We start from the raw sequence: 18,811 nt of genomic DNA, 5'->3' as shown, positions 1-18,811 counted from the left end.
CCCCGACCCGAGATGACCGCCCGTCACCGACACGGCCTCGATCATCTCCGAGCGAACCGCGTCCGCCACCGCCCGGAGATCGCTCTCCGGAAGCAACCGCAACGCGGACGTCTCGGACAAACCGTCCAAAATCGAGGGGGCGTTTTCTTGAGGTGTCAATGAACCACTCGCTCGCTTATGACGTCCGGCCCGAAAGGCATCCGTGGCAGGCCGCGTCGATCCGAGGCGACCGGCACGCGGTCCGCCTCTCGTGTGACGACGGGGTCGTTCCGACCACGCCTCGACCGAATTCGCCGTCGCCCGCTCGCGGGAACGTTGGTACGGCCGCTGTCATGATAGTGCCAATTACGGACCTTGTGGGATCCGATCAATGTTTCATCCCTCTCTTTTCCCGTTTTCGTGCCTTCGCTGCCACATGAGGCCCGCGTCGCTCCGCATTGTGCTGCCCGGAATCCTGACCATTCTCACCATCGTCTTCAGCACCGGAGCCGAGGCCGATCCCCGCCCGGTCGACGGGGACTTCACGTTCGCGTGTGCCTATCTCGGGGATTGCCCACCGCGGACCGTGCCGGGTGGGCCCGACCGAGACGTGCGCCCGTTCGAGGGGACGCTCGGGCGGCCGTGCGCGTGGCGCGAGCGCCCGACGCCGTCGGGCCCGCGAAGGGTCCGCACGTGCTCCTGAAGCTGGCTCGCCTCGCCGCCGTCGTCCTCCTGCTCGGATGCGGCGCGGCGCGGTCGTCGGACGCCTGCCCGGCGCTGTTCGCCGACGGCCGAGCGCCGGAGCTGACCAACCCGAAGCTCGCCCCCAGGACGCTGGCCCTGTGCTTCGATGCCTACGCGGTGCTGCATTCCGGCGTGGCGCGAACGCCGCTCTACGCCGCGGAGCACCTGACGCGAGCGAGCGTCGCGGCGGCGCGGCTGGTGGAGCGGATCGACGCCTTCCACGACGAGGACCGCGTCCCGCCGGACGACCGCGCGCGGCTCGACGACTACGTCCGCAGCGGCTTCGACCGCGGCCACCTCGCGCCGGCCGGCGACATGCCGACCGGCGAGGCGCAGGCGCAATCCTTCAGCCTCGCCAACATCGTGCCGCAGGATCGCGTGCTGAACCGGAGCCTGTGGGCCGCGATCGAGGAGAGCACCCGCCGGCTCGCGACCCGGCGCGGGCAGCTCTTCGTCGTGACCGGGCCGGTCTACGCGGGCGACGAGCTCGCCTCGATCAACGGCCGGGTGCTGGTGCCGACGCAGATGTTCAAGGCGATCTACGATCCGGTGGCCGGGGAGGGCGGTGCCTGGCTCGCGCCGAACGACGGCAGCGGGACCTTCCAGTCGGTGTCCCTCGCTGCGCTCCGCACCATCGCCGGGATCGACGCCTTCCCGTCGCTGCCGCCGGGCCAGAAGGCCTCGGCGATGACCCTACCGGAGCCGCGCGCCTATTCCCGCGACGACATCGCCAACCATCGTCCCCGCGGACGGGAGCAGACCTGGCAGGACTGGCTCGGCCACGAGGCCGTGCGCGCGCTGCACCGTGCGCTGCGGCAACTGCTCCGCGCGATCTTCTGAGGATCAGCCATGAAGAAATCCAAGGACGGCGAGGCCGCCTTCGAGCCCTTCGCCGACGGGGCCGCGGTGAGGACCATCGGGGCGCTCGCGTTCGAGAACGGCCCGGAGACGATCGCGCTCCACGGCTCCCTCGACCTGACGCGGGACGCGGCGGGCCTAGCCCAGGCGCGTGCGCTCAAGGCCACGGTCGACGCGATCGTCGCGTCGCTCGAGGCGGCGGACCTGCCGGGCAGGGTCGCCGAATCGGCGACGGAACCGACCATCGGGAAGAACCCTTTCGCCTGACGGCGACGGCGATCCGCTCGCTCAGGCGATCCGCACGCTCGTCAGCGCCTCGGCAGCGCGACGGACCTCGGCGGCGATCAGCTCCTCGCTCGCCCCGTCGATCGGCATGTCTGCCAGGAGCACCGCGACGTCGCGCTTCACATCCTCTCGAACCTCGGGGTCCTCCTCCGACAGGCGCCCGATCAGCACGCCCATCACGATCTCCATCGCCAGCATCTTCGCGTAGAGGCGGGAGACGGCGTCGAGGGGCTCGTCGTCGGGTTCGGACATGGGGTTCCTGACTGTTGTGGATCGCGGTGGCACGAAGGCCCGGCAGTGCCGCGCCGTGCGCGTGATCGGCCGGAGCGGGACCGCCGCGCAAGCCTCGCCGGAGATCAACCCCTCGGTCTCGCCGGACGAGACCCGATCGTCACGGGGCCTGCGTGGTGGGAGAGGGACCCGCCTCCGTCGCTTGCGGCTCGGCGCCCGGCGCCTTGCGCGACACGTAGTACAGGTCGATCGCACGCCAGAAGGCGCCCTGCTCGTCCGACGTGCGACGCGCGAGCGCCGCGTCGAGAAGCGACATCGCTGCACGGGCGGGCGCGTTGCCCTTCACGTCTTCCAGAAGGCTGGCGAAGGTCAGCATGGGGGCGCCTCTCCCGGACGAATGCTTCGAGGAAACGCTCAAGCTCGCGGAACGATCCGGCATGACGGTTCGGCGAGGGCGACGCTTCGGCGAGCGGCTTCGTTCTTGCCTCGTAGGACGGCCGGCCTACCATGCGGCCGGCACGCCGCGCCGCGGCGGTCATGACGAAGGATTGTCGATGCTGTCTGTCAGATCCAGCCGGTGTGCCGCGGTCGCGGCCGTTCTCCTGGCGAGCCTGTCGCTGCCGGGGGCGGCGATCGCGCGCGAGATGCCCGACGCGGCGGTCGAGGCGAAGGTCGGCAAGCCCAACGTGGTGATCCTGGCCACCGGCGGCACCATCGCCGGCGCCGGCGCGGATGCCGCCAACAGCGCGACCTACCAGGCGGCCAAGGTCGGCGTCGAGAAGCTGATCGCGGCGGTGCCGCAGATGTCGGCCATCGCCAACGTCCGCGGCGAGCAGGTCTTCCAGATCGCCTCCGAGAGCTTCACCGACGCGCAGCTGGTGCAGCTGGCCAAGCGCGTCTCGCAGCTCGTCAAGCAGAGCGACGTGGACGGCGTGGTCGTCACCCACGGCACGGACACGTTGGAGGAGACGTCGCTGTTCCTCAACCTCGTGGTGAAGACCGACAAGCCGATCGTCGTCGTCGGCTCGATGCGCCCGTCCACCGCCATCTCCGCCGACGGCGCGCTCAACCTGCTCGACGCGGTCGCGGTCGCCGGCAGCAAGGAGGCGATCGGCAAGGGCGTGACGGTGACGATGAACGACCAGATCCAGTCCGGTCGCGACGCCACCAAGCGCACCAACATCGTGCCGAGCGCGTTCTTCAGCCAGTGGGGCTCGCTCGGCATGGTGGTCGAGGGCAAGACCTACTTCTTCCGCAGCCTCGACAAGCGCCACGGCACCAGCTCCGAGTTCGACATCGACACGATCGACAGCCTGCCGCTGGTGGCGATCGTCTACGGCTCGGGCAACATGTTCCCCGGCGCCTACAAGGCCGCGGTCGATGCCGGCGCCAAGGCGATCGTCAATGCCGGCACCGGAAACGGCTCGGTGCCGGGCTATCTCGTCGACACGCTGAAGGACATCCGCGCCAAGGGCACGCTGATCATCCGCTCGTCGCGGGTGCCCGACGGGTTCGTGCTGCGCAACGCCGAGCAGCCCGACGACACCTACGATTGGGTCGTCGCGCACGACCTGAACCCGCAGAAGGCGAAGATCCTCGCGGCGGTCGCGCTGACCAAGACCAGCGACACCAAGGAACTTCAGCGGATCTTCTGGCAGTACTGAGGCTCGACGCTCCGGCTTCCCCTGCCGTCTTGCCCGTCGCCGCCATCTTACGGTCGGGCAGCGGGCCTAGACGTTCGCATCACGGTCGGCTCACCCGAGCCCGACCACGGACAGGACGGTCTCGGAGCGCTTCGGCTCCGAGCCGTCGAGAGGGCATGCGATGACAGAGATTCATCCGGTGGTCGCGGCGGTGACGGCCCGCATCGTCGAGCGCTCGCGCGACTCGCGGGCCGCCTATCTCGACCTCATCCGGCGCGAGCGGGATTCGGGCGTGCACCGGCCGACGCTGGCCTGCGGCAACCTCGCCCACGGCTTCGCGGCCTCCGGCGAGGACAAGGCCGCGATCCGCTCCGGCCGCGCGATGAACATCGGCATCGTCACCGCCTACAACGACATGCTGTCGGCGCATCAGCCCTACGGACGCTACCCCGAGCAGATCAAGCTGTTTGCCCGCGAGGTCGGCGCGACGGCGCAGGTCGCGGGCGGCACGCCGGCGATGTGCGACGGCGTCACCCAAGGCCAGCGCGGCATGGAGCTGTCGCTGTTCTCGCGCGACGCCATCGCCCTGTCGGCGGCGGTCGCGCTCAGCCACGGCATGTTCGACGGGGCAGCCCTGCTCGGCATCTGCGACAAGATCGTGCCGGGCCTGATCATCGGCGCGCTGCGCTTCGGCCACCTGCCGACGATCCTGATCCCGGCCGGGCCGATGCCGACGGGGATCGCCAACAAGGAGAAGCAGCGCATCCGCCAGCTCTATGCCGAGGGCAAGGTCGGGCGCGAGGAGCTGCTGGAATCGGAATCCGCCTCCTATCACGGGGCCGGCACCTGCACGTTCTACGGCACCGCGAATTCCAATCAGATGATGATGGACGTGATGGGCCTGCACATGCCCGGCGCCTCGTTCATCAATCCGGGCACCAAGCTGCGACAGGCCGTGACCCGCGCCGCGATCCACCGGCTGTCGGAGATCGGCGCGTCGGGCAACGACTACCGGCCGCTCGGGCGCTGCATCGACGAGAAGGCGATCGTCAACGCGGTGGTCGGGCTGCTCGCCACCGGCGGCTCGACCAACCACGCGATCCACCTGCCGGCGATGGCGCGTGCCGCCGGCATCGTTCTCGACTGGGAGGATTTCGACCGGCTGTCCGGTGTGGTGCCGCTGATCGCCCGGGTCTATCCGAACGGCTCCGGCGACGTGAACCACTTCCACGCCGCCGGCGGGATGAGCTTCGTGATGGCGAGCCTGATCGACGCCGGCCTGCTGCACGACGACATCCTCACCGTGTCCGGTTCGCGCCTGCGCGACCACGCCCGCGACCCGAAGCTGTCGGGCGACGCGCTGACCTTTGAGGAGGCGGTGCCCGAGAGCCTCGACGACACGATGCTGCGCAAGCCCGCCGCGCCGTTCCAGGCCGATGGCGGGATGCGCCTGGTGAAGGGAAACCTCGGCCGCGCCACCTTCAAGACCAGCGCCGTGGACGAGCACCGTCGCACGATCGAGGCGCCGGCCCGCGTCTTCGACGACCAGGACGACGTGCTGAAGGCGTTCAAGGCGGGCGAGCTCGAGCGCGATGTCGTCGTTGTGGTTCGCTTCCAGGGCCCCCGCGCCAACGGGATGCCGGAACTGCACAAGCTCACGCCGCAGCTCGGCGTGCTGCAGGACCGCGGCCACAAGGTCGCCCTGGTCACGGACGGCCGGATGTCGGGTGCGTCGGGCAAGGTGCCGGCGGCGATCCATCTCAGCCCGGAGGCGCTCGGCGGCGGCCTCATCGCGAAGATCCGCGATGGCGACATCGTGCGGCTCAGCGCGGAGGAAGGGCTGCTGCAGGTGCTCGTCGACGACGCGGAACTCGCCGCCCGCGACGAGGCTGCGGCGCCGCCGCCGGCCACCGGGACCGGGCGGGAGCTGTTCGCCTTCATGCGCCACGGCGCCGACGGGGCCGAGCAGGGCGCCTCGGCGATGCTCGCGGCCGCCGGCCTCTGATCACGAAACGGGAGATCCAACCATGACCGGCATCGACGCGCTGATGCGCTCCGTCCCCGTGATCCCCGTCCTCGTGATCGAGGACATCGAGCATGCCGAGCCGATCGCCCGAGCCCTGGTGGAGGGCGGCCTGACCGCGCTCGAGGTCACGCTCCGCACGCCGGCCGCCCTCGGAGTGATCCGCGCGATGTCGCGGGTGGAGGGCGCGGTGGTGGGGGCGGGAACGGTCCTCAACGATCGCGACCTCGACGCGGCGATCGAAGCCGGCGCGACGTTCATCGTCAGCCCCGGCCTCACCGCGCCGCTCACCGAGGCGGCGTTGAAGCGCGGCATCCCCTACCTGCCGGGGGTGGCGAATGCCGCCGACATCATGCGCGGGCTCGACCACGGGCTCGACCGGTTCAAATTCTTCCCGGCGGAAGCGTCCGGCGGGATCAAGGCGCTGAAGGCGCTGGCCGCCCCGTTCGGGCAGGTCCGGTTCTGCCCGACCGGCGGCATCTCCGAGGCGACGGCGCCGGACTGGCTCGCGCTCGACGCCGTTCTCTGCGTCGGCGGAAGCTGGGTCGTGAAGCCCGGCGCGCCGGACGTGGACGCGATCCGCAAGGCCGCCCTGGCGGCGACCGGCCTGCGGCGCTAGGCGCACGAAAACGCCCGCCCCGGTTTCCCGGAGCGGGCGCAACGTCTCGGATCGGATCGATGCCGATCCGCTATACTGAATCAGCAATCGTTCTTGGCAGCCTGCGCGGCGGTCGGGTTGCCCTTGTCCTGAGCGTTGACGTCCGCCGGCGAGGTGGCTCCGGCGGCGGAACCGGCCTTGTTCATCGCGCCGACGGTGCCGGGCGACTCGCCCTTGGCGCCGGGGCTGGTGTTGGCGGTGGCCTTCGGATCGACCGTCGAGGCCTTGCTGGCGTCCTTGTCGGGGGTGACGGTGGTTCCGGTCGAGCACGGCGCGGCGAACGCGGCCGACGACATCAGAACGAGGGCGGCGGCACCGGCGAAAGTGGTGATCTTGGTCATGCGTTTCTCCGCAGTTTCTTGAGGCGGGTATCAAACGTCAGGACTGCCGGAGGGTTCCTTTATTGTTTCAACCTGGCAATGCGGACGGGTGAACCCTCCCGCATTGCTGTACGGCGACTTCGAGCGACGACGATGAGCCGTCTAACGGCGGTGTCTTACGTTTTGCAGCCGGGACTATTCCGCTGGCGCGACGGCGCGAAACTCGCGCGGGCTGAACCGGCCGTCCCCCGTGCTCTGCATGTCGACCCGGCGCTGATGGTGCTCGTGCAGGGTCGAGCGATGGCCGATCGAGACGATCGTGGTGTTGGGCAGGGTCTCGCGCAGCATCTGGTAGATGCCGGCCTCGCTCGGCTCGTCGAGGGCGGCGGTGGATTCGTCGAGGAACAGCCATTCGGGCTTGGCCAGCACCGCGCGGGCGATCGCCAGGCGCTGCTGCTCGCCGCCGGACAGGCGCTGGTCCCAGGCGTCGACCTCGTCCAGGCGATCGACCAGAGCCGGCAGTTGCGCCGCGACCAGCGCCTCGCGGATCGCCGCGTCCGGAAACTGGTCGGTGGTGTTCGGGTAGCACACGGCACCGCGCAGCGTGCCGAGGGGAATGTAGGGCCGCTGCGGCAGCACCAGGGCCGATTGGCCGGCGGGCACGTCGATCCGGCCCTTGCCGAACGGCCAGATCCCGGCGATCGCGCGGAACAGGGTCGACTTGCCGGAGCCCGAGGGGCCGGTGACGAGCGTCGACGCGCCCTTCGTCATCGCAAGGCTGTCGGCGGTGACGATCGTCCGCCCGTCGGGCAGGGCGAGCGTCAGTCCGGTCGCGGTCACGTCGGACCCGGTGGCGTTGCCGTGGCCGAGCCCGTCGGAGGCGGCGGAATAGGCCTCGGCCAGCGTCATCGCGCGCTTGAACGAGGCGAGACGGTTGGTGTTGGCCTTGTAGGCCGCGATCGTGACGTAGGAGTTGATGAAAAACGACAACGACGACTGCACGCTGGAGAAGGCGTCGCCGGTCTGCTGGAACTGTCCGAGGGTGATCTTCTTGAGGAAGTAGCTCGGCGCGGCGAGGATGTAGGGAAACACCACGCTGATCTGGCTGTAGGACAGCGTGAAGCTGCCGAGCTTGATCCGCCGGTAGATGATGCCGAGGTAGTTGTCGATGATCTCGCCGAACAGGCTCTTCAGCCTGACGTTCTCCGCGCGCTCGCCGCGCAGGAGCGCGATCTGCTCGGAGTAGATTCGCGAGCGGGCGAGCGAGAAGCGGAAGTCGGCCTCGACCTTCTCCTGCCGGAAGTCGAGCCCGATCAGCGGGCGTCCGATCAGGTGCGTCAGCCAGGTGCCGACCAGCGCGTAGCCGACGACGAGCCAGACCAGGAAGCCCGGGACCACGGTGTCGGTGAACGGCAAGACGAAATCGCGCGACAGGCCCCACAAGATGACCATGAACGAGACCAGGGTCGCCGCCTGTGACAGCAGGCGGATCGAGAGCGTCGTCGTCTGCGAGATGAACAGGTTGACGTCGCTCTGGATGCGCTGGTCCGGGTTGTCCGCGTGCTCGCCGGTGAAGGGGATGCGGTAATGCGTGCCGCCGTCGAGCCACCGCTCGTAGAAGCTCCGGGTCAGCCAGGTCCGCCAGCGCAGGTGGAGCGACGCGTCGACGAAGGTGTCGAACATGCCGACCACGACCCAGATCGTGGCGAGCGGGGCGAAGATCCAGACGAGCTGGTACCAGAACGCGTCGGCATTGTACTCCTGCAGCGCATTGAACAGGTCGCGGAACCAGAAGTTCAGGCGCAGCTGCAGCGCCACCTGGGCGAAGGTGATGAAGATCGACAGCGCCACCAGCCGCTGCCCGACCTTGCCCTCGGTGTTGCCGAAGAAGCGGAACGGGCCGATCTCCCGGGTCGGCGCCTCGCGGCTGGCGAAGTACGGATCGGCGATCAGGGTGATCGCGCGGATCGGCTTCAGGTAGGAGATCGCCAGGACCAACCCGCCGAACACCACGGCGCCCGTGGCCGCGAAGTCCGGCGGGAGCAGGGCGGCGAGCGTCGGCGGCAGCGCTCCCATCGCGGCCAGCGTCTTGCCGCCGGCGAGCACGAGGTAGCCGATCCCGTAGACCGAGACGAAGACCTTCAGGTAGGCGGAGAGGTTGGCCGAGGCGAGCAGGATGCCGGCCATGGCGAAGCCCGCGAGCAAGACGTAGAGCGGCGGGGCGGGGACGCCGGGTGCCGCCAGCAGCGCGAGGGCGGCGAGCGCCGTGAGGACGGCCTGCAGGCCGAGCCCGCTTCGAAGTGCGGCCACGCGCGTCTCCCGGAAATCTTGGCGATCGGCTCCGTTCGCGAAGCCCTTCCCGGCGGCAGTGACCGCGGGTCGTGGCGAGATCGTGGCACCGGCCCGGGCGCGACGCTCAACCGCGCGTGAGCCGGCCGCCTACCAGTTCCATTCCTCGAAGCCCGGCTCGCGACAGCGATAGCCGATCGGGCATTGCGGGTTGTCGCGGGTGGGCACGAGGCGAAGCTCGGCGATTTCGGACAGGTCGCAGAAGCTGCGGTCGCGCACGATGCGCTCGGGCTGCGCGCCGCCGACCGCGATCGTCACGTCGCCGCCGCGCTTGACCATCTCCATCGCGTCCGCGCAGGCGATGCGCGGTGTCGCCTGCCGCGTCTGCGCCGAGGCCGGCCCCGACACGAGGGCGATCACAAGAGCCGTGGCGAAGCATCTCATCGCTGGGAATCGGGCGCCTCGTTGGCTCGCCCTGAAGGGAGCGGCGCGCGAGCATGGCAGTGAATTGGCGCACCCGCCATTGCACCGATGCAACGCCGGAAGTGTCGCGTCGAAGGCCCACCTGCGATCCGTCGCCGCCGCAGCGCCGTATTCGCGCGTTTAGGGATTTCGCGCCGCGCAAGACTTGTTAAGATTTCGTCGCCCGCGGTGCGCAGTCTGCGAATCGCTGGATCTTCGAGGCGGCGTCCCGGCGGACCTTCGGCATCTCCATCGCTCCCGCGTCGCGACGGACGGGCGCACGGAAGATTTCGGCGTCGGATGCGTGCGGCCCACGAAGGGGAGGGCGGGATGACGATGGCGGCGGGGCTCGAGGCGTACCCGACGGAACAGAGCAGCGGAGCGGGCCGTCCCGTTTCGAAGCGCTGGGTCGCGCTGTTCGTCGCGCTCGCCGCCGGCTGGGGCACCCTGTTCGGGTACAGCGTGACGTTCCTCAGCGAAGATCTCCCGTTCAGGCCGGCCGCCGCCGCCCCGCCGGAGGTGCCCGCCTTCGGCTTCCCCCCCTTGCCGCAGACCATCGCGGTCGCGGCCGCGACGCCGGTGCCCGAGGTACAGGTGCCGCGCGTCGTCGAAGCGCCGGCTCCGGTCGTCGCGGCGGTCTCGGCACCGGCCGCTGCTCCGGTGCCCGCACCGCCGCCGCGCGTGGAGCGCGCCGAGTACGTCGGAACCTGGGGGCCGACCGAGGCCGCCTGCGGCAAGCGCTCGCGCCGACGCGGCTACATCCCCGCGACGATCACGCCCGAGCGCGCCAGTGCCGGGCGGACGATCTGCAGCTTCCACGACGGCCGACGCGTCGGGAACGCCTGGACCATGGCCGCGGACTGCGCCGAGCGCGACCGGCGCTGGTCCTCCCAGGTCCGCCTCGTCGTCGACGGCGACCGCCTGACCTGGACGAGCGGCAAGGGCACCGCATCCTACGTCCGCTGCGGAAAGCGGGCGGGCTGACACGGCGCGTCGTCGATCGCTCCTGTCGTCCTTTTCGCAGAATCGCCGCCGCGGCTCTCGTCGACTTCCCGGTTGAAAGGCTTGAAGCGCGTCGCGTCAGAGCCTCCCGCTCAGGATGTCCGCGGGAGGCCGCGCGCGCGCGGCCAATGGTCGAGACAGATCTGCTGCAGGCTTCCCCGAAGCCGCCCGAGCCCCCTCGTCGTCCAAGCGTCCGCTCGCCGATCGTTTCACAGCGTCGGGAAGACGGCGCCGACCCAGGCCCAAGCGCAACGAAAAAAGGGGCCGCCTCGCGGCGACCCCCTTCCGACGTTGCAATGGTGGCTCGGACTTAGAAGTCCATCCCGCCGCCCATGCCGCCCATGCCGCCACCGCCGCCCATGGGGGCGCCGCTGTCCTTCTTCGGAGAGTCGGCGATCATGGCTTCGGTGGTGACGAGCAGGCCGGCGACCGAGGCCGCGTCCTGCAGGGCGGTGCGCACGACCTTGGCCGGGTCGATGATGCCGGCCTGGATCATGTCGACGTACTCTTCCGTCTGGGCGTTGAAGCCGTAGGACTCGGAGCTGGTGTTGTCGGTGATCTTGCCGACGACGATGGAGCCCTCGACGCCAGAGTTCTGGGCGATCTGACGGATCGGGGCCTCGAGCGCCTTCAGCACGATCTTGATGCCGGCCTGGACGTCGGGGTTGTCGCTCGAGAGGGCGGCGACCGCCTTCTTGGCGCGGAGCAGGGCGGTGCCGCCGCCGGGGACGATGCCCTCTTCCACCGCAGCGCGGGTGGCGTTGAGCGCGTCGTCGACGCGGTCCTTCTTCTCCTTGACCTCGACCTCGGTCGCGCCGCCGACGCGGATGACCGCGACGCCGCCGGCGAGCTTGGCCAGGCGCTCCTGGAGCTTCTCACGGTCGTAGTCCGAGGTGGTCTCCTCGATCTGCGCCTTGATCTGCCCGACGCGCGCCTCGATGTCGGCCTTCTCGCCCGAACCGTCGATGATCGTCGTGGTCTCCTTCTCGATGCGGATCCGCTTGGCGCGGCCGAGCATCGGCAGGGTGACGTTCTCGAGCTTGATGCCGAGGTCCTCGGCGATCATCTGGCCATGCGTGAGGATCGCGATGTCCTCGAGCATCGCCTTGCGGCGATCGCCGAAGCCCGGCGCCTTCACGGCCGCGACCTTCAGGCCGCCGCGCAGCTTGTTGACCACGAGGGTGGCGAGCGCCTCGCCCTCGATGTCCTCGGCGATGATGACCAGCGGCTTGCCGGTCTGCACCACGGCCTCGAGCACCGGCAGCATCGCCTGGAGCGACGACAGCTTCTTCTCGTGGATGAGGATGTAGGGGTCCTCGAGCTCGGCGACCATCTTCTCCGCGTTCGTGATGAAGTACGGGGACAGGTAGCCGCGGTCGAACTGCATGCCCTCGACGACGTCGAGCTCGGTCTCGGCGGTCTTGGCTTCCTCGACGGTGATGACACCCTCGTTGCCGACCTTCTGCATCGCGTGGGCGATCATCTCGCCGATTTCCTTGTCGCCGTTCGACGAGATCGTGCCGACCTGGGCGACCTCCTCGGACGAGGCGACCTTCTTGGAGCGCGCGATGATGTCCTTGACCGCGGCGGCCGTGGCGAGGTCGATGCCGCGCTTCAGGTCCATCGGGTTCATGCCGGCGGCGACGTACTTGGCGCCTTCGCGGACGATCGCCTGGGCGAGCACGGTCGCGGTGGTGGTGCCATCACCGGCGATGTCGTTGGTCTTCGAGGCCACTTCGCGCACCATCTGGGCGCCCATGTTCTCGAACTTGTCGGAGAGCTCGATCTCCTTGGCGACGGTGACGCCGTCCTTGGTGATGCGCGGCGCGCCGAAGCTCTTCTCGATCACGACGTTGCGGCCCTTCGGGCCGAGCGTCACCTTGACGGCATCCGCGAGGATGTCGACGCCGCGGAGCATCTTGTCGCGCGCGTCGGAGGAGAAACGAACGTCTTTCGCTGCCATGTGCAGGATTCCTTTTCGTTGGTGGAGAAGCCCCAAGACCCGGGCGGGCCTCGAAGGGCGGTTACGTCAGGTGTCCGAAGACCTCAGGCGACGACGCCCATGATGTCGGATTCCTTCATGATCAGGAGATCCTGACCGTCGATCTTGACCTCGGTGCCCGACCACTTGCCGAACAGGACGCGGTCGCCGGCCTTGACGTCGAGCGCGTTGATGCGGCCGGCCTCGTCGCGGGCGCCCGGGCCGACGGCGACGATCTCGCCTTCCTGCGGCTTCTCCTTGGCGGTGTCGGGGATGATGATGCCGCCCTTGGTCTTCTCTTCGCCTTCGATGCGGCGGACGACGACCCGGTCGTGCAGCGGACGGAACTTCATGAGCTGCCCTCTTGTTTGAATTCGCAAATCGGCGTTGATGCCGCGGAGACCCGCGTCCAACCCTGGCCGTTAGCACTCGTGGAAGATGAGTGCCAAGGCTGCGGGCGAGATAGCGGTGGCCCCTTGGCGAGTCAAGTCTGTCGCACCCCGCGGCGGCCGTCGCGCGCCGGGTTTCTCCCCTTCATCGCAAGCGCCGACGGAATTCCCTTTCATGCTCAGCCTGCACGGCCCCGAGGGCGCGCTCGCGCCGAGCGACACCGGCGGCCGCGCCGCCGTCCCGACCCAGACCGTGTGGATCGACCTCAACGATCCGACCCCCGAGGAGGCCCGGGCGGTGGAGGAGGCCACCGGCATCCGCGTGCCCTCGCGCAAGGCGCTGTCCGAGGTCGAGAGCTCCAGCCGCCTGCGCCGGCTGAAGAACGGCCTGTCGCTCTCGACGCCGATGGTGACCTTCGAGAGCACCGACTCGCTGCTCAAGCCGCTCGGCTTCGTCCTGACGCCGGACCACCTCGTCACCGTGCGCTTCCACGAGCTGCGCGCCTTCACCGAGGTGCGCAAGCGGATCGACGAGGGGGAGGTCGCCAAGACCGGGATCGAGGTCTTCCTGCTGCTGATGGAGGAGCTGGTCGACAGCCTCGCCGATGCGCTCGAGGACATGGGCGCCGAGCTCGACGGCCTCTCGACGCGGATCTTCGACTTCGACGTGCGCGCCCGACCGTCGAAATCCGACGAGAAGGCCCCGCCGCGCCGCCGCGACCTGGCGCTGAAGCGCATCCTGCGTGGCATCGCCCGCCGCGGGAAGGTGCTCGGCAAGATCCGGGCGAGCCTGCTCGGCCTTGAGCGGATCGTGCCCTTCGTCGCCGGAGCCTGCGAGCAGGTGCTGGCCCAGGAGGAGACCGATGCGCGCTTCGAGACGATCCGCAGGGACATCGAATCCCTCGACGAGTTCGAGACCCGGCTCTCGGAGAACGTCCAGTTCCTCCTCGACGCGGCCTTGGGCCTGATCAACATCGAGCAGAACAACGTCTTCCGCGTCCTCACCGTCGTCTCGGTGGTCGGCGTCCCGCCGACGCTGATCGCGTCGATGTACGGGATGAACTTCAAGCACATGCCCGAGCTGGATTGGGCCTACGGCTACCCCTACGCGCTCAGCCTGATCCTCGCGAGCGCGATCATCCCGATCGTGGTGTTCCGCATCAAGGGCTGGTTCTGAGGCGGCGCGTCAGAGGACATCGCGCCGCTCGATCACGGCGAGGATCGTCTCGCGGACGCCGTCGAGGTTTTCGTCGATCTCGGCGTTGGCGATGCGGACGACCTCGAACCCGCATCGTCCGAGCCATTCGGTCCGAACGGCATCGGACGCGATCGCGGCCTGCGATCCATGCGTCGCACCCACGACCTCGACGACGCGCTTCGCCTCGATGCAGGCGAAATCGACGACGTAGCGATCGATCAGCCATTGCCGCCGGAACTTGCGCCCGTTCAGCTGCCGATTGCGGAGGACGCGCCAGAGCCGTGCCTCCGCACCGGTCTCCGCCGCCCGCAAATTCTTCGCACGCTGCGTCGGGTTCGGCATGCCATGACCTTACCTCACACGCCGACGCGACCTCGCGGATGCGCGACGCACACCCTCTCCCGTTCGGGAGAGGGTTGGGGGGAGGGGACAGGTTCATCCGGAGAAGGCGCATCCCTCACCCTGTCCCTCTTCCGGACGGGAGAGGAGACCCGCGCTTCCCCCTATAGGAAGTGTAGATCGTCCTGCCCTTCTCCCCCTGGGAGAAGGGACCCGCGGTTCACCCCACGATCGCCGAGAAGTCTGCGACTTCGCGGGTTGCGGCGCGCAGTGCGTTGAGGAGGGCGAGGCGGTTCTCGCGAAGCGCCGCGTCGTCGGCGTTGACGGTGACGTGCTCGAAGAAGGCGTCAACCGGCGCGCGCAGGTGCGAGAGCGCCCGCATCGCGCCGGCAAAATCCTCCTTCGCGACCGCCGCCGAGGCCTCGGCCCGCGCCGTCGCCAGTGCCTCGGCCAGCGCCCGCTCCTCGGGCTGGCCGGCGGCGGCGAGCGCCGCATCGGGCTCGGCATCGTAGGCGCGGCCGTCCTTCTTTTCCTCGATGCGCAGGATGTTCGAGGCGCGCTTCACGCCGGCGAGCAGGTTCCTGCCGTCCTCGGTGTCGAGGAAGGCGCCGAGCGCCTCGACCCGGCGGACCGCCATCAGCAGGTCGTCCTGGCCGGGTAGCGCGAAGACCGCATCGATCAGGTCGTGGCGGGCGCCCTTGTCGCGCAGGTAGACCTTGAGGCGATCGGCGAAGAAGGCCAGCAGGTCGGCGACGCGCTGGGCCGACGGGCTTCGGTCGGCCTCGCCGTCGGTCTCGACGATTGCGGAGAAATGGAAGCCGGCCGAGCCGAGATCGTCCTCGCGGATGCTTGCGGGCTCGGCGGAGGCGGCCGGCGCGCCACGGGTTTCCGCGATGGCGAACTGTCGGTTGGCGACGCTCGAAAGCGGCAGCCGCAGGGACCGCTCCAGCGTGGTCCGGATCACCCCCAAAGCCGCCCGCCGCAGCGCGTACGGGTCCTTGCTCCCGGTCGGCTTCTCGTCGATCGCCCAGAAGCCCACCAGCGTGTCGAGCTTGTCGGCGAGCGCCACCGCCACCGAGACCGGATCGGTCGGCACGCGGTCGCTCGGCCCGACCGGCTTGTAGTGCTCCTCGATCGCGGCACAGACGCTCGGGTTCTCGCCCTGGAGCGCGGCGTAGCGGGCGCCCATCAAGCCCTGCAGCTCGGGAAACTCGCCGACCATCTCGGTGACGAGGTCCGCCTTGGCGAGCCGCGCGGCGCGCTCGGCGAGGTCGGCATCGGCGCCGACGAGGGGGGCAAGCTCACGCGCGAGCGCCGCGATGCGCTGCACCCGCTCGCCCTGCGTCCCGAGCTTTTCGTGGAACACGATGGTGTCGAGCTTCGGCAGGCGGTCCGCGAGGCGGATCGCCTTGTCGGTCTCCCAGAAGAACTTCGCGTCCGAGAGCCGGGCGCGGACCACGCGCTCGTTGCCCGCGGTGATCGCGGCGCCGCCGTCCGTGGCGACGAGGTTCGAGACCAGGATGAAGGCCGGTGCCAGCGCGCCGCCGGCGTCGCGCACGACGAAGCATTTCTGGTTGGCGCGGATGGTGGCGCGCACCGCCTCGCCCGGGATGTCGAGGAAGCTTTGGTCGAAGGTGCCCATCAGCACCACCGGCCATTCGACGAGGCCGGCGACCTCCTCCAGCAGGCCCTCGTCCTCCACGAGCTCGAGGCCGCGGGCGAAGGCGAGGTCGCGGGCGTCGTGCAGGATGATGTCCTTGCGGCGATCCGCATCGAGCACGACCTTGGCGCGCTCCAGGCTCCGGACGTAGTCGTCGAAGCGACGGACCTCGATCGCGCCGGGCGCCAGGAAGCGGTGGCCGTAGGTGGTGGTGCCCGACGGGATGCCGCCGACCTCGAACGGCACCAGGTCCGGCGTCTCGGTCTCCGGGCCGAAGGTCGCGACGATCGATTGCAGCGGGCGCACCCAGCGCAGGGCGCCCGCCTGCGCCGAGGCCGCCCCCCAGCGCATGGATTTCGACCAGGGGAAGCTCTTGATGATCGCCGGCAGGATCTCGGCCAGCACGTCCAGCGTCTCGCGGCCGGGCTTTTCGATCACCGCGAGGTAGAACTCGCCCTTCTTCGGGTCGATGATCGTCCGCGCCTGGTCGAGGCTCGTCAGCCCGGCGCCGCGCAGGAAGCCCTGCACCGCGGCGCCCGGCGCGCCGACCTTCGGTCCGCGCCGCTCCTCGCGCAAAGCCTCGCCGCGCGCGGGTAAGCCGGCGATGTGGAGCGCCAGCCGGCGCGGGGTCGCGAAGGCCTTCGCGCCGTCGTAGAGGAAGCCGCGCTCGACCAGCGCGTCGGTGACGAGCTTCTTCAGGTCCTCGGCCGCGCGCCGCTGCATGCGGGCCGGGATTTCTTCGGAGCGGAGTTCGAGCAGCAAATCGGGCATGGCCGCGGGAATAGACGCCCGCTCCGCGTCCGTCGAGACGGAGCATGCGGAGAGGCGCGGGATGCCGCCGCTGATCTGCGCGTCGCGCTCGGGCTAGGGCAGCTTCGCAGAAAGGATCGTCACGAGATCCCAGGTTTGCGCCGTCGTCGAGCGCACGTCGGCGATCAGCCAGCGCCCGTTCTCGCGCACGAGATCGTAGCGCAGGTCCTGCGGCGTGCCGTTGTGGAAGGTCGCCTGCACCTCCGCACGCGCGTCGTCGGATGCGAGCATGGTGAGCTTCAGGGTCTTCTCCCAGTTCGCCTCCGTGTCCTGCCCGTTCACGTAGAAGGCGAAATCCAGTCGGCCGACCTCGTTTCCGGCCTCGCGCCGGTCCCGCTCGTAGAGCGAGCGCAGGCCCGCGGCATAGAAGCCGACCGCGCCGATATCGTCCTTGGCGTAGAACGCGCGCACGGTCTCGACCGGGTCGGTGGCGGACTGGGCGAAGGCCGGAGCAGCGCCGAGGGCGAGCAAGGCCAGGGCGGCGAACGCGAACCGGTTCATGCCGCCGCCGGCGCGCCGCCGGCCTCCGTCAGCAGCCAGGCCGCGCCGCAGGCCTTGGCCAGCTCACGCACCCGCAGGATGTAGCTCTGGCGCTCGGTCACTGAGATCACGCCGCGGGCGTCGAGCAGGTTGAAGACGTGGCTCGCCTTGATGCACTGGTCGTAGGCCGGCTGAACCATGCGGTGGCGCGCGCCCGCGCGCTCGGGCGCGCCGGCGTCGAGGTAGAGGCGGCAGGCCTTCTCGGAATCGGCGAACTGGCGGAACAGCATCGCCGTGTCGGCCGCCTCGAAGTTGTGCCGCGAATACTCCTGCTCGGCCTGCAGGAATACGTCGCCGTAGCTCACCCTGTCCGCGCCGACGCCGCCGTTGAAGTTCAGATCGTAGACGTTCTCCACGCCCTGCACGTACATCGCCAGGCGCTCCAGCCCGTAGGTCAGCTCGCCCGCGACCGGTGCGCATTCGAGGCCGGCGACCTGCTGGAAGTAGGTGAACTGGCTCACCTCCATGCCGTCGCACCAGCATTCCCAGCCGAGACCCCAGGCACCCAGCGTGGGGCTTTCCCAGTCGTCCTCGACGAAGCGGATGTCGTGCAGGGCGAGATCGACGCCGATCGCAGCGAGCGATTCGAGGTAGAGCTCCTGCAGGTTCTCGGGGTTCGGCTTCAGGATGACCTGGAACTGGTAGTAGTGCTGCAGCCGGTTCGGGTTCTCGCCGTAGCGCCCGTCCTTCGGCCGGCGCGAGGGCTGGACGTAGGCGGCCTTCCACGGCTTCGGGCCGAGCGCGCGCAGCGTCGTCGCCGGGTGGAACGTGCCCGCCCCGACCTCCATGTCGTAGGGCTGCAGGATCACGCAGCCCTTGGCGGCCCAGAAGCGCTGCAGGGTCAGGATCAGGCCCTGGAACGACGTTTTCGGGCTGAGATCGGCATCGCTCGGCATGGGCGCTTCTTCGTCGTCAGGCAGGGGAGGCGGCAGCGTTTAAGCGCGGGCGACCGCATTGGGCAACCGAGACGCCGGCGCGGGTGCGGGCGCACACCGAATGCGGCGCAATTTCGGCAGACAAGCGGAACCGTATCGCGACGGCCAAGTTTATTGCCCAACACTGGGATATCGGCCGCCCGCCCCGGCCGAACGCGACGGAACAACAGTCATGCGCAGCCTCGCCAACAAGAACGTCACCGTCTTCGCGGTCCTCGTCGCCGCCTCGCTCGTCGCGACACCGCTGGTAATGAGCGCCAGCAGCGCGCTGGCCACCGTGGACGACGTCTCGTCGGTGGCCGTGCCGGTCGCGGTGGCGCCCGTCGCCGCGCCGGCCGTCAAGTCCGAGGGCTGCACCCGCAAGGTGCGGTTGGTCTACAGCGGGTACGGCACGCCGGACGCCGCCTGCCTCGCGCGCTGAGCGCGCCGTCGTGTGGCGGCCTTGCGGCCTGCGCGCGACATCGC

20 protein-coding genes are annotated in these 18,811 nt (G+C 69.6%); 8 read left to right on the top strand and 12 right to left on the bottom strand.

The window, feature by feature from the left end; all coding sequences use genetic code 11:
- On the bottom strand, positions 1 to 159 hold a 159-nt coding region (locus tag MKK55_RS22940; RefSeq protein ID WP_243936377.1), incomplete at its 3' end, for a 1-deoxy-D-xylulose-5-phosphate synthase N-terminal domain-containing protein.
- A gap of 519 nt (positions 160 to 678) precedes the next feature.
- On the opposite strand from MKK55_RS22940, the gene MKK55_RS22935 reads away from it, so the two are divergent.
- A complete protein-coding gene (locus MKK55_RS22935) occupies positions 679 to 1,563 on the top strand; it encodes a DNA/RNA non-specific endonuclease (protein ID WP_243937805.1) in 885 nt (294 codons plus the stop codon).
- A 9-nt stretch (positions 1,564 to 1,572) separates the two neighbouring features.
- Positions 1,573 to 1,848, top strand: coding sequence for a hypothetical protein (locus tag MKK55_RS22930; protein WP_147725392.1), 276 nt, complete (start codon positions 1,573 to 1,575; stop codon positions 1,846 to 1,848).
- A gap of 21 nt (positions 1,849 to 1,869) precedes the next feature.
- On the opposite strand, the gene MKK55_RS22925 is transcribed toward MKK55_RS22930, so the two are convergent.
- Positions 1,870 to 2,118: a hypothetical protein gene (locus MKK55_RS22925; RefSeq protein WP_147725393.1), complete on the bottom strand. Its 249-nt coding sequence runs from the start codon at positions 2,116 to 2,118 to the stop codon at positions 1,870 to 1,872.
- A gap of 139 nt (positions 2,119 to 2,257) precedes the next feature.
- Positions 2,258 to 2,473 (bottom strand): hypothetical protein, encoded by a 216-nt coding sequence (locus tag MKK55_RS22920; protein WP_147725394.1) that lies wholly within the window; start codon positions 2,471 to 2,473, stop codon positions 2,258 to 2,260.
- 178 nt (positions 2,474 to 2,651) lie between these two features.
- On the opposite strand from MKK55_RS22920, the gene MKK55_RS22915 reads away from it, so the two are divergent.
- The 3 genes from MKK55_RS22915 (at position 2,652) to eda (ending at position 6,382) form a co-directional block, all read left to right on the top strand.
- Positions 2,652 to 3,761: a type II asparaginase gene (locus MKK55_RS22915; RefSeq protein WP_147725395.1), complete on the top strand. Its 1,110-nt coding sequence runs from the start codon at positions 2,652 to 2,654 to the stop codon at positions 3,759 to 3,761.
- Positions 3,762 to 3,921: 160 nt separating this feature from the next.
- Positions 3,922 to 5,745 carry a phosphogluconate dehydratase gene (gene edd, locus MKK55_RS22910; protein ID WP_147725396.1) on the top strand — a complete coding sequence of 608 codons (1,824 nt, stop codon included), beginning with the start codon at positions 3,922 to 3,924 and terminating at the stop codon, positions 5,743 to 5,745.
- 22 nt (positions 5,746 to 5,767) lie between these two features.
- A complete protein-coding gene (eda, locus tag MKK55_RS22905) occupies positions 5,768 to 6,382 on the top strand; it encodes a bifunctional 4-hydroxy-2-oxoglutarate aldolase/2-dehydro-3-deoxy-phosphogluconate aldolase (protein ID WP_147858197.1) in 615 nt (204 codons plus the stop codon).
- A gap of 80 nt (positions 6,383 to 6,462) precedes the next feature.
- Here the strand turns inward: eda and MKK55_RS22900 are convergent, their stop codons facing one another.
- The 3 genes from MKK55_RS22900 to MKK55_RS22890 form a co-directional block, all read right to left on the bottom strand.
- Positions 6,463 to 6,762, bottom strand: coding sequence for a hypothetical protein (locus MKK55_RS22900; RefSeq protein WP_147725398.1), 300 nt, complete (start codon positions 6,760 to 6,762; stop codon positions 6,463 to 6,465).
- A gap of 174 nt (positions 6,763 to 6,936) precedes the next feature.
- The gene (locus tag MKK55_RS22895) at positions 6,937 to 9,051 is read right to left on the bottom strand and encodes an ABC transporter ATP-binding protein/permease (protein ID WP_243937796.1); all 2,115 of its coding nucleotides are present in this window, start codon (positions 9,049 to 9,051) and stop codon (positions 6,937 to 6,939) included.
- Positions 9,052 to 9,180: 129 nt separating this feature from the next.
- A complete protein-coding gene (locus MKK55_RS22890; protein ID WP_147725400.1) occupies positions 9,181 to 9,474 on the bottom strand; it encodes a hypothetical protein in 294 nt (97 codons plus the stop codon).
- Between the two features lie 348 nt (positions 9,475 to 9,822).
- Between MKK55_RS22890 and MKK55_RS22885 the strand changes: the two genes are divergently transcribed.
- Positions 9,823 to 10,476 carry a peptidase inhibitor family I36 protein gene (locus tag MKK55_RS22885; protein WP_243937795.1) on the top strand — a complete coding sequence of 218 codons (654 nt, stop codon included), beginning with the start codon at positions 9,823 to 9,825 and terminating at the stop codon, positions 10,474 to 10,476.
- Positions 10,477 to 10,804: 328 nt separating this feature from the next.
- On the opposite strand, the gene groL is transcribed toward MKK55_RS22885, so the two are convergent.
- On the bottom strand, positions 10,805 to 12,457 hold the full coding sequence (gene groL / locus MKK55_RS22880) for a chaperonin GroEL (protein WP_243937794.1): 1,653 nt from the start codon (positions 12,455 to 12,457) through the stop codon (positions 10,805 to 10,807).
- A gap of 83 nt (positions 12,458 to 12,540) precedes the next feature.
- The gene (gene groES, locus MKK55_RS22875; protein ID WP_055886789.1) at positions 12,541 to 12,828 is read right to left on the bottom strand and encodes a co-chaperone GroES; all 288 of its coding nucleotides are present in this window, start codon (positions 12,826 to 12,828) and stop codon (positions 12,541 to 12,543) included.
- A gap of 211 nt (positions 12,829 to 13,039) precedes the next feature.
- Here groES and MKK55_RS22870 point away from each other — a divergent pair, with 211 nt between their 5' ends.
- Positions 13,040 to 14,041, top strand: coding sequence for a magnesium transporter CorA family protein (locus MKK55_RS22870; protein ID WP_147841290.1), 1,002 nt, complete (start codon positions 13,040 to 13,042; stop codon positions 14,039 to 14,041).
- Between the two features lie 9 nt (positions 14,042 to 14,050).
- Here MKK55_RS22870 and MKK55_RS22865 read toward each other — a convergent pair whose 3' ends face one another.
- The 4 genes from MKK55_RS22865 to MKK55_RS22850 all read right to left on the bottom strand — a co-directional run bounded on the left by MKK55_RS22865 (position 14,051) and on the right by MKK55_RS22850 (position 18,307).
- The gene (locus tag MKK55_RS22865) at positions 14,051 to 14,404 is read right to left on the bottom strand and encodes an endonuclease domain-containing protein (RefSeq protein ID WP_243937792.1); all 354 of its coding nucleotides are present in this window, start codon (positions 14,402 to 14,404) and stop codon (positions 14,051 to 14,053) included.
- Positions 14,405 to 14,621: 217 nt separating this feature from the next.
- Positions 14,622 to 16,784 carry a glycine--tRNA ligase subunit beta gene (gene glyS, locus MKK55_RS22860; RefSeq protein WP_409566111.1) on the bottom strand — a complete coding sequence of 721 codons (2,163 nt, stop codon included), beginning with the start codon at positions 16,782 to 16,784 and terminating at the stop codon, positions 14,622 to 14,624.
- A gap of 141 nt (positions 16,785 to 16,925) precedes the next feature.
- Positions 16,926 to 17,372, bottom strand: a complete 447-nt coding sequence (locus MKK55_RS22855) for a DUF3828 domain-containing protein (protein ID WP_243937790.1) — start codon at positions 17,370 to 17,372, stop codon at positions 16,926 to 16,928.
- Positions 17,369 to 18,307, bottom strand: coding sequence for a glycine--tRNA ligase subunit alpha (locus MKK55_RS22850; RefSeq protein WP_243937789.1), 939 nt, complete (start codon positions 18,305 to 18,307; stop codon positions 17,369 to 17,371). Before MKK55_RS22850 ends, MKK55_RS22855 begins: the two co-directional genes overlap by 4 nt.
- Positions 18,308 to 18,518: 211 nt before the next feature.
- Between MKK55_RS22850 and MKK55_RS22845 the strand changes: the two genes are divergently transcribed.
- Complete coding sequence (locus tag MKK55_RS22845; protein WP_243937788.1) at positions 18,519 to 18,767, top strand: hypothetical protein; 249 nt, start codon at positions 18,519 to 18,521, stop codon at positions 18,765 to 18,767.
- The last annotated feature ends 44 nt before the right edge of the window (positions 18,768 to 18,811 follow it).

Origin of the sequence: Methylobacterium sp. J-059 (assembly GCF_022829485.1) — a bacterium.
Lineage (GTDB): Bacteria > Pseudomonadota > Alphaproteobacteria > Rhizobiales > Beijerinckiaceae > Methylobacterium.
Note: the sequence above shows the minus strand (reverse complement) of the source record. Positions and strands in the feature narration are given on the sequence as shown.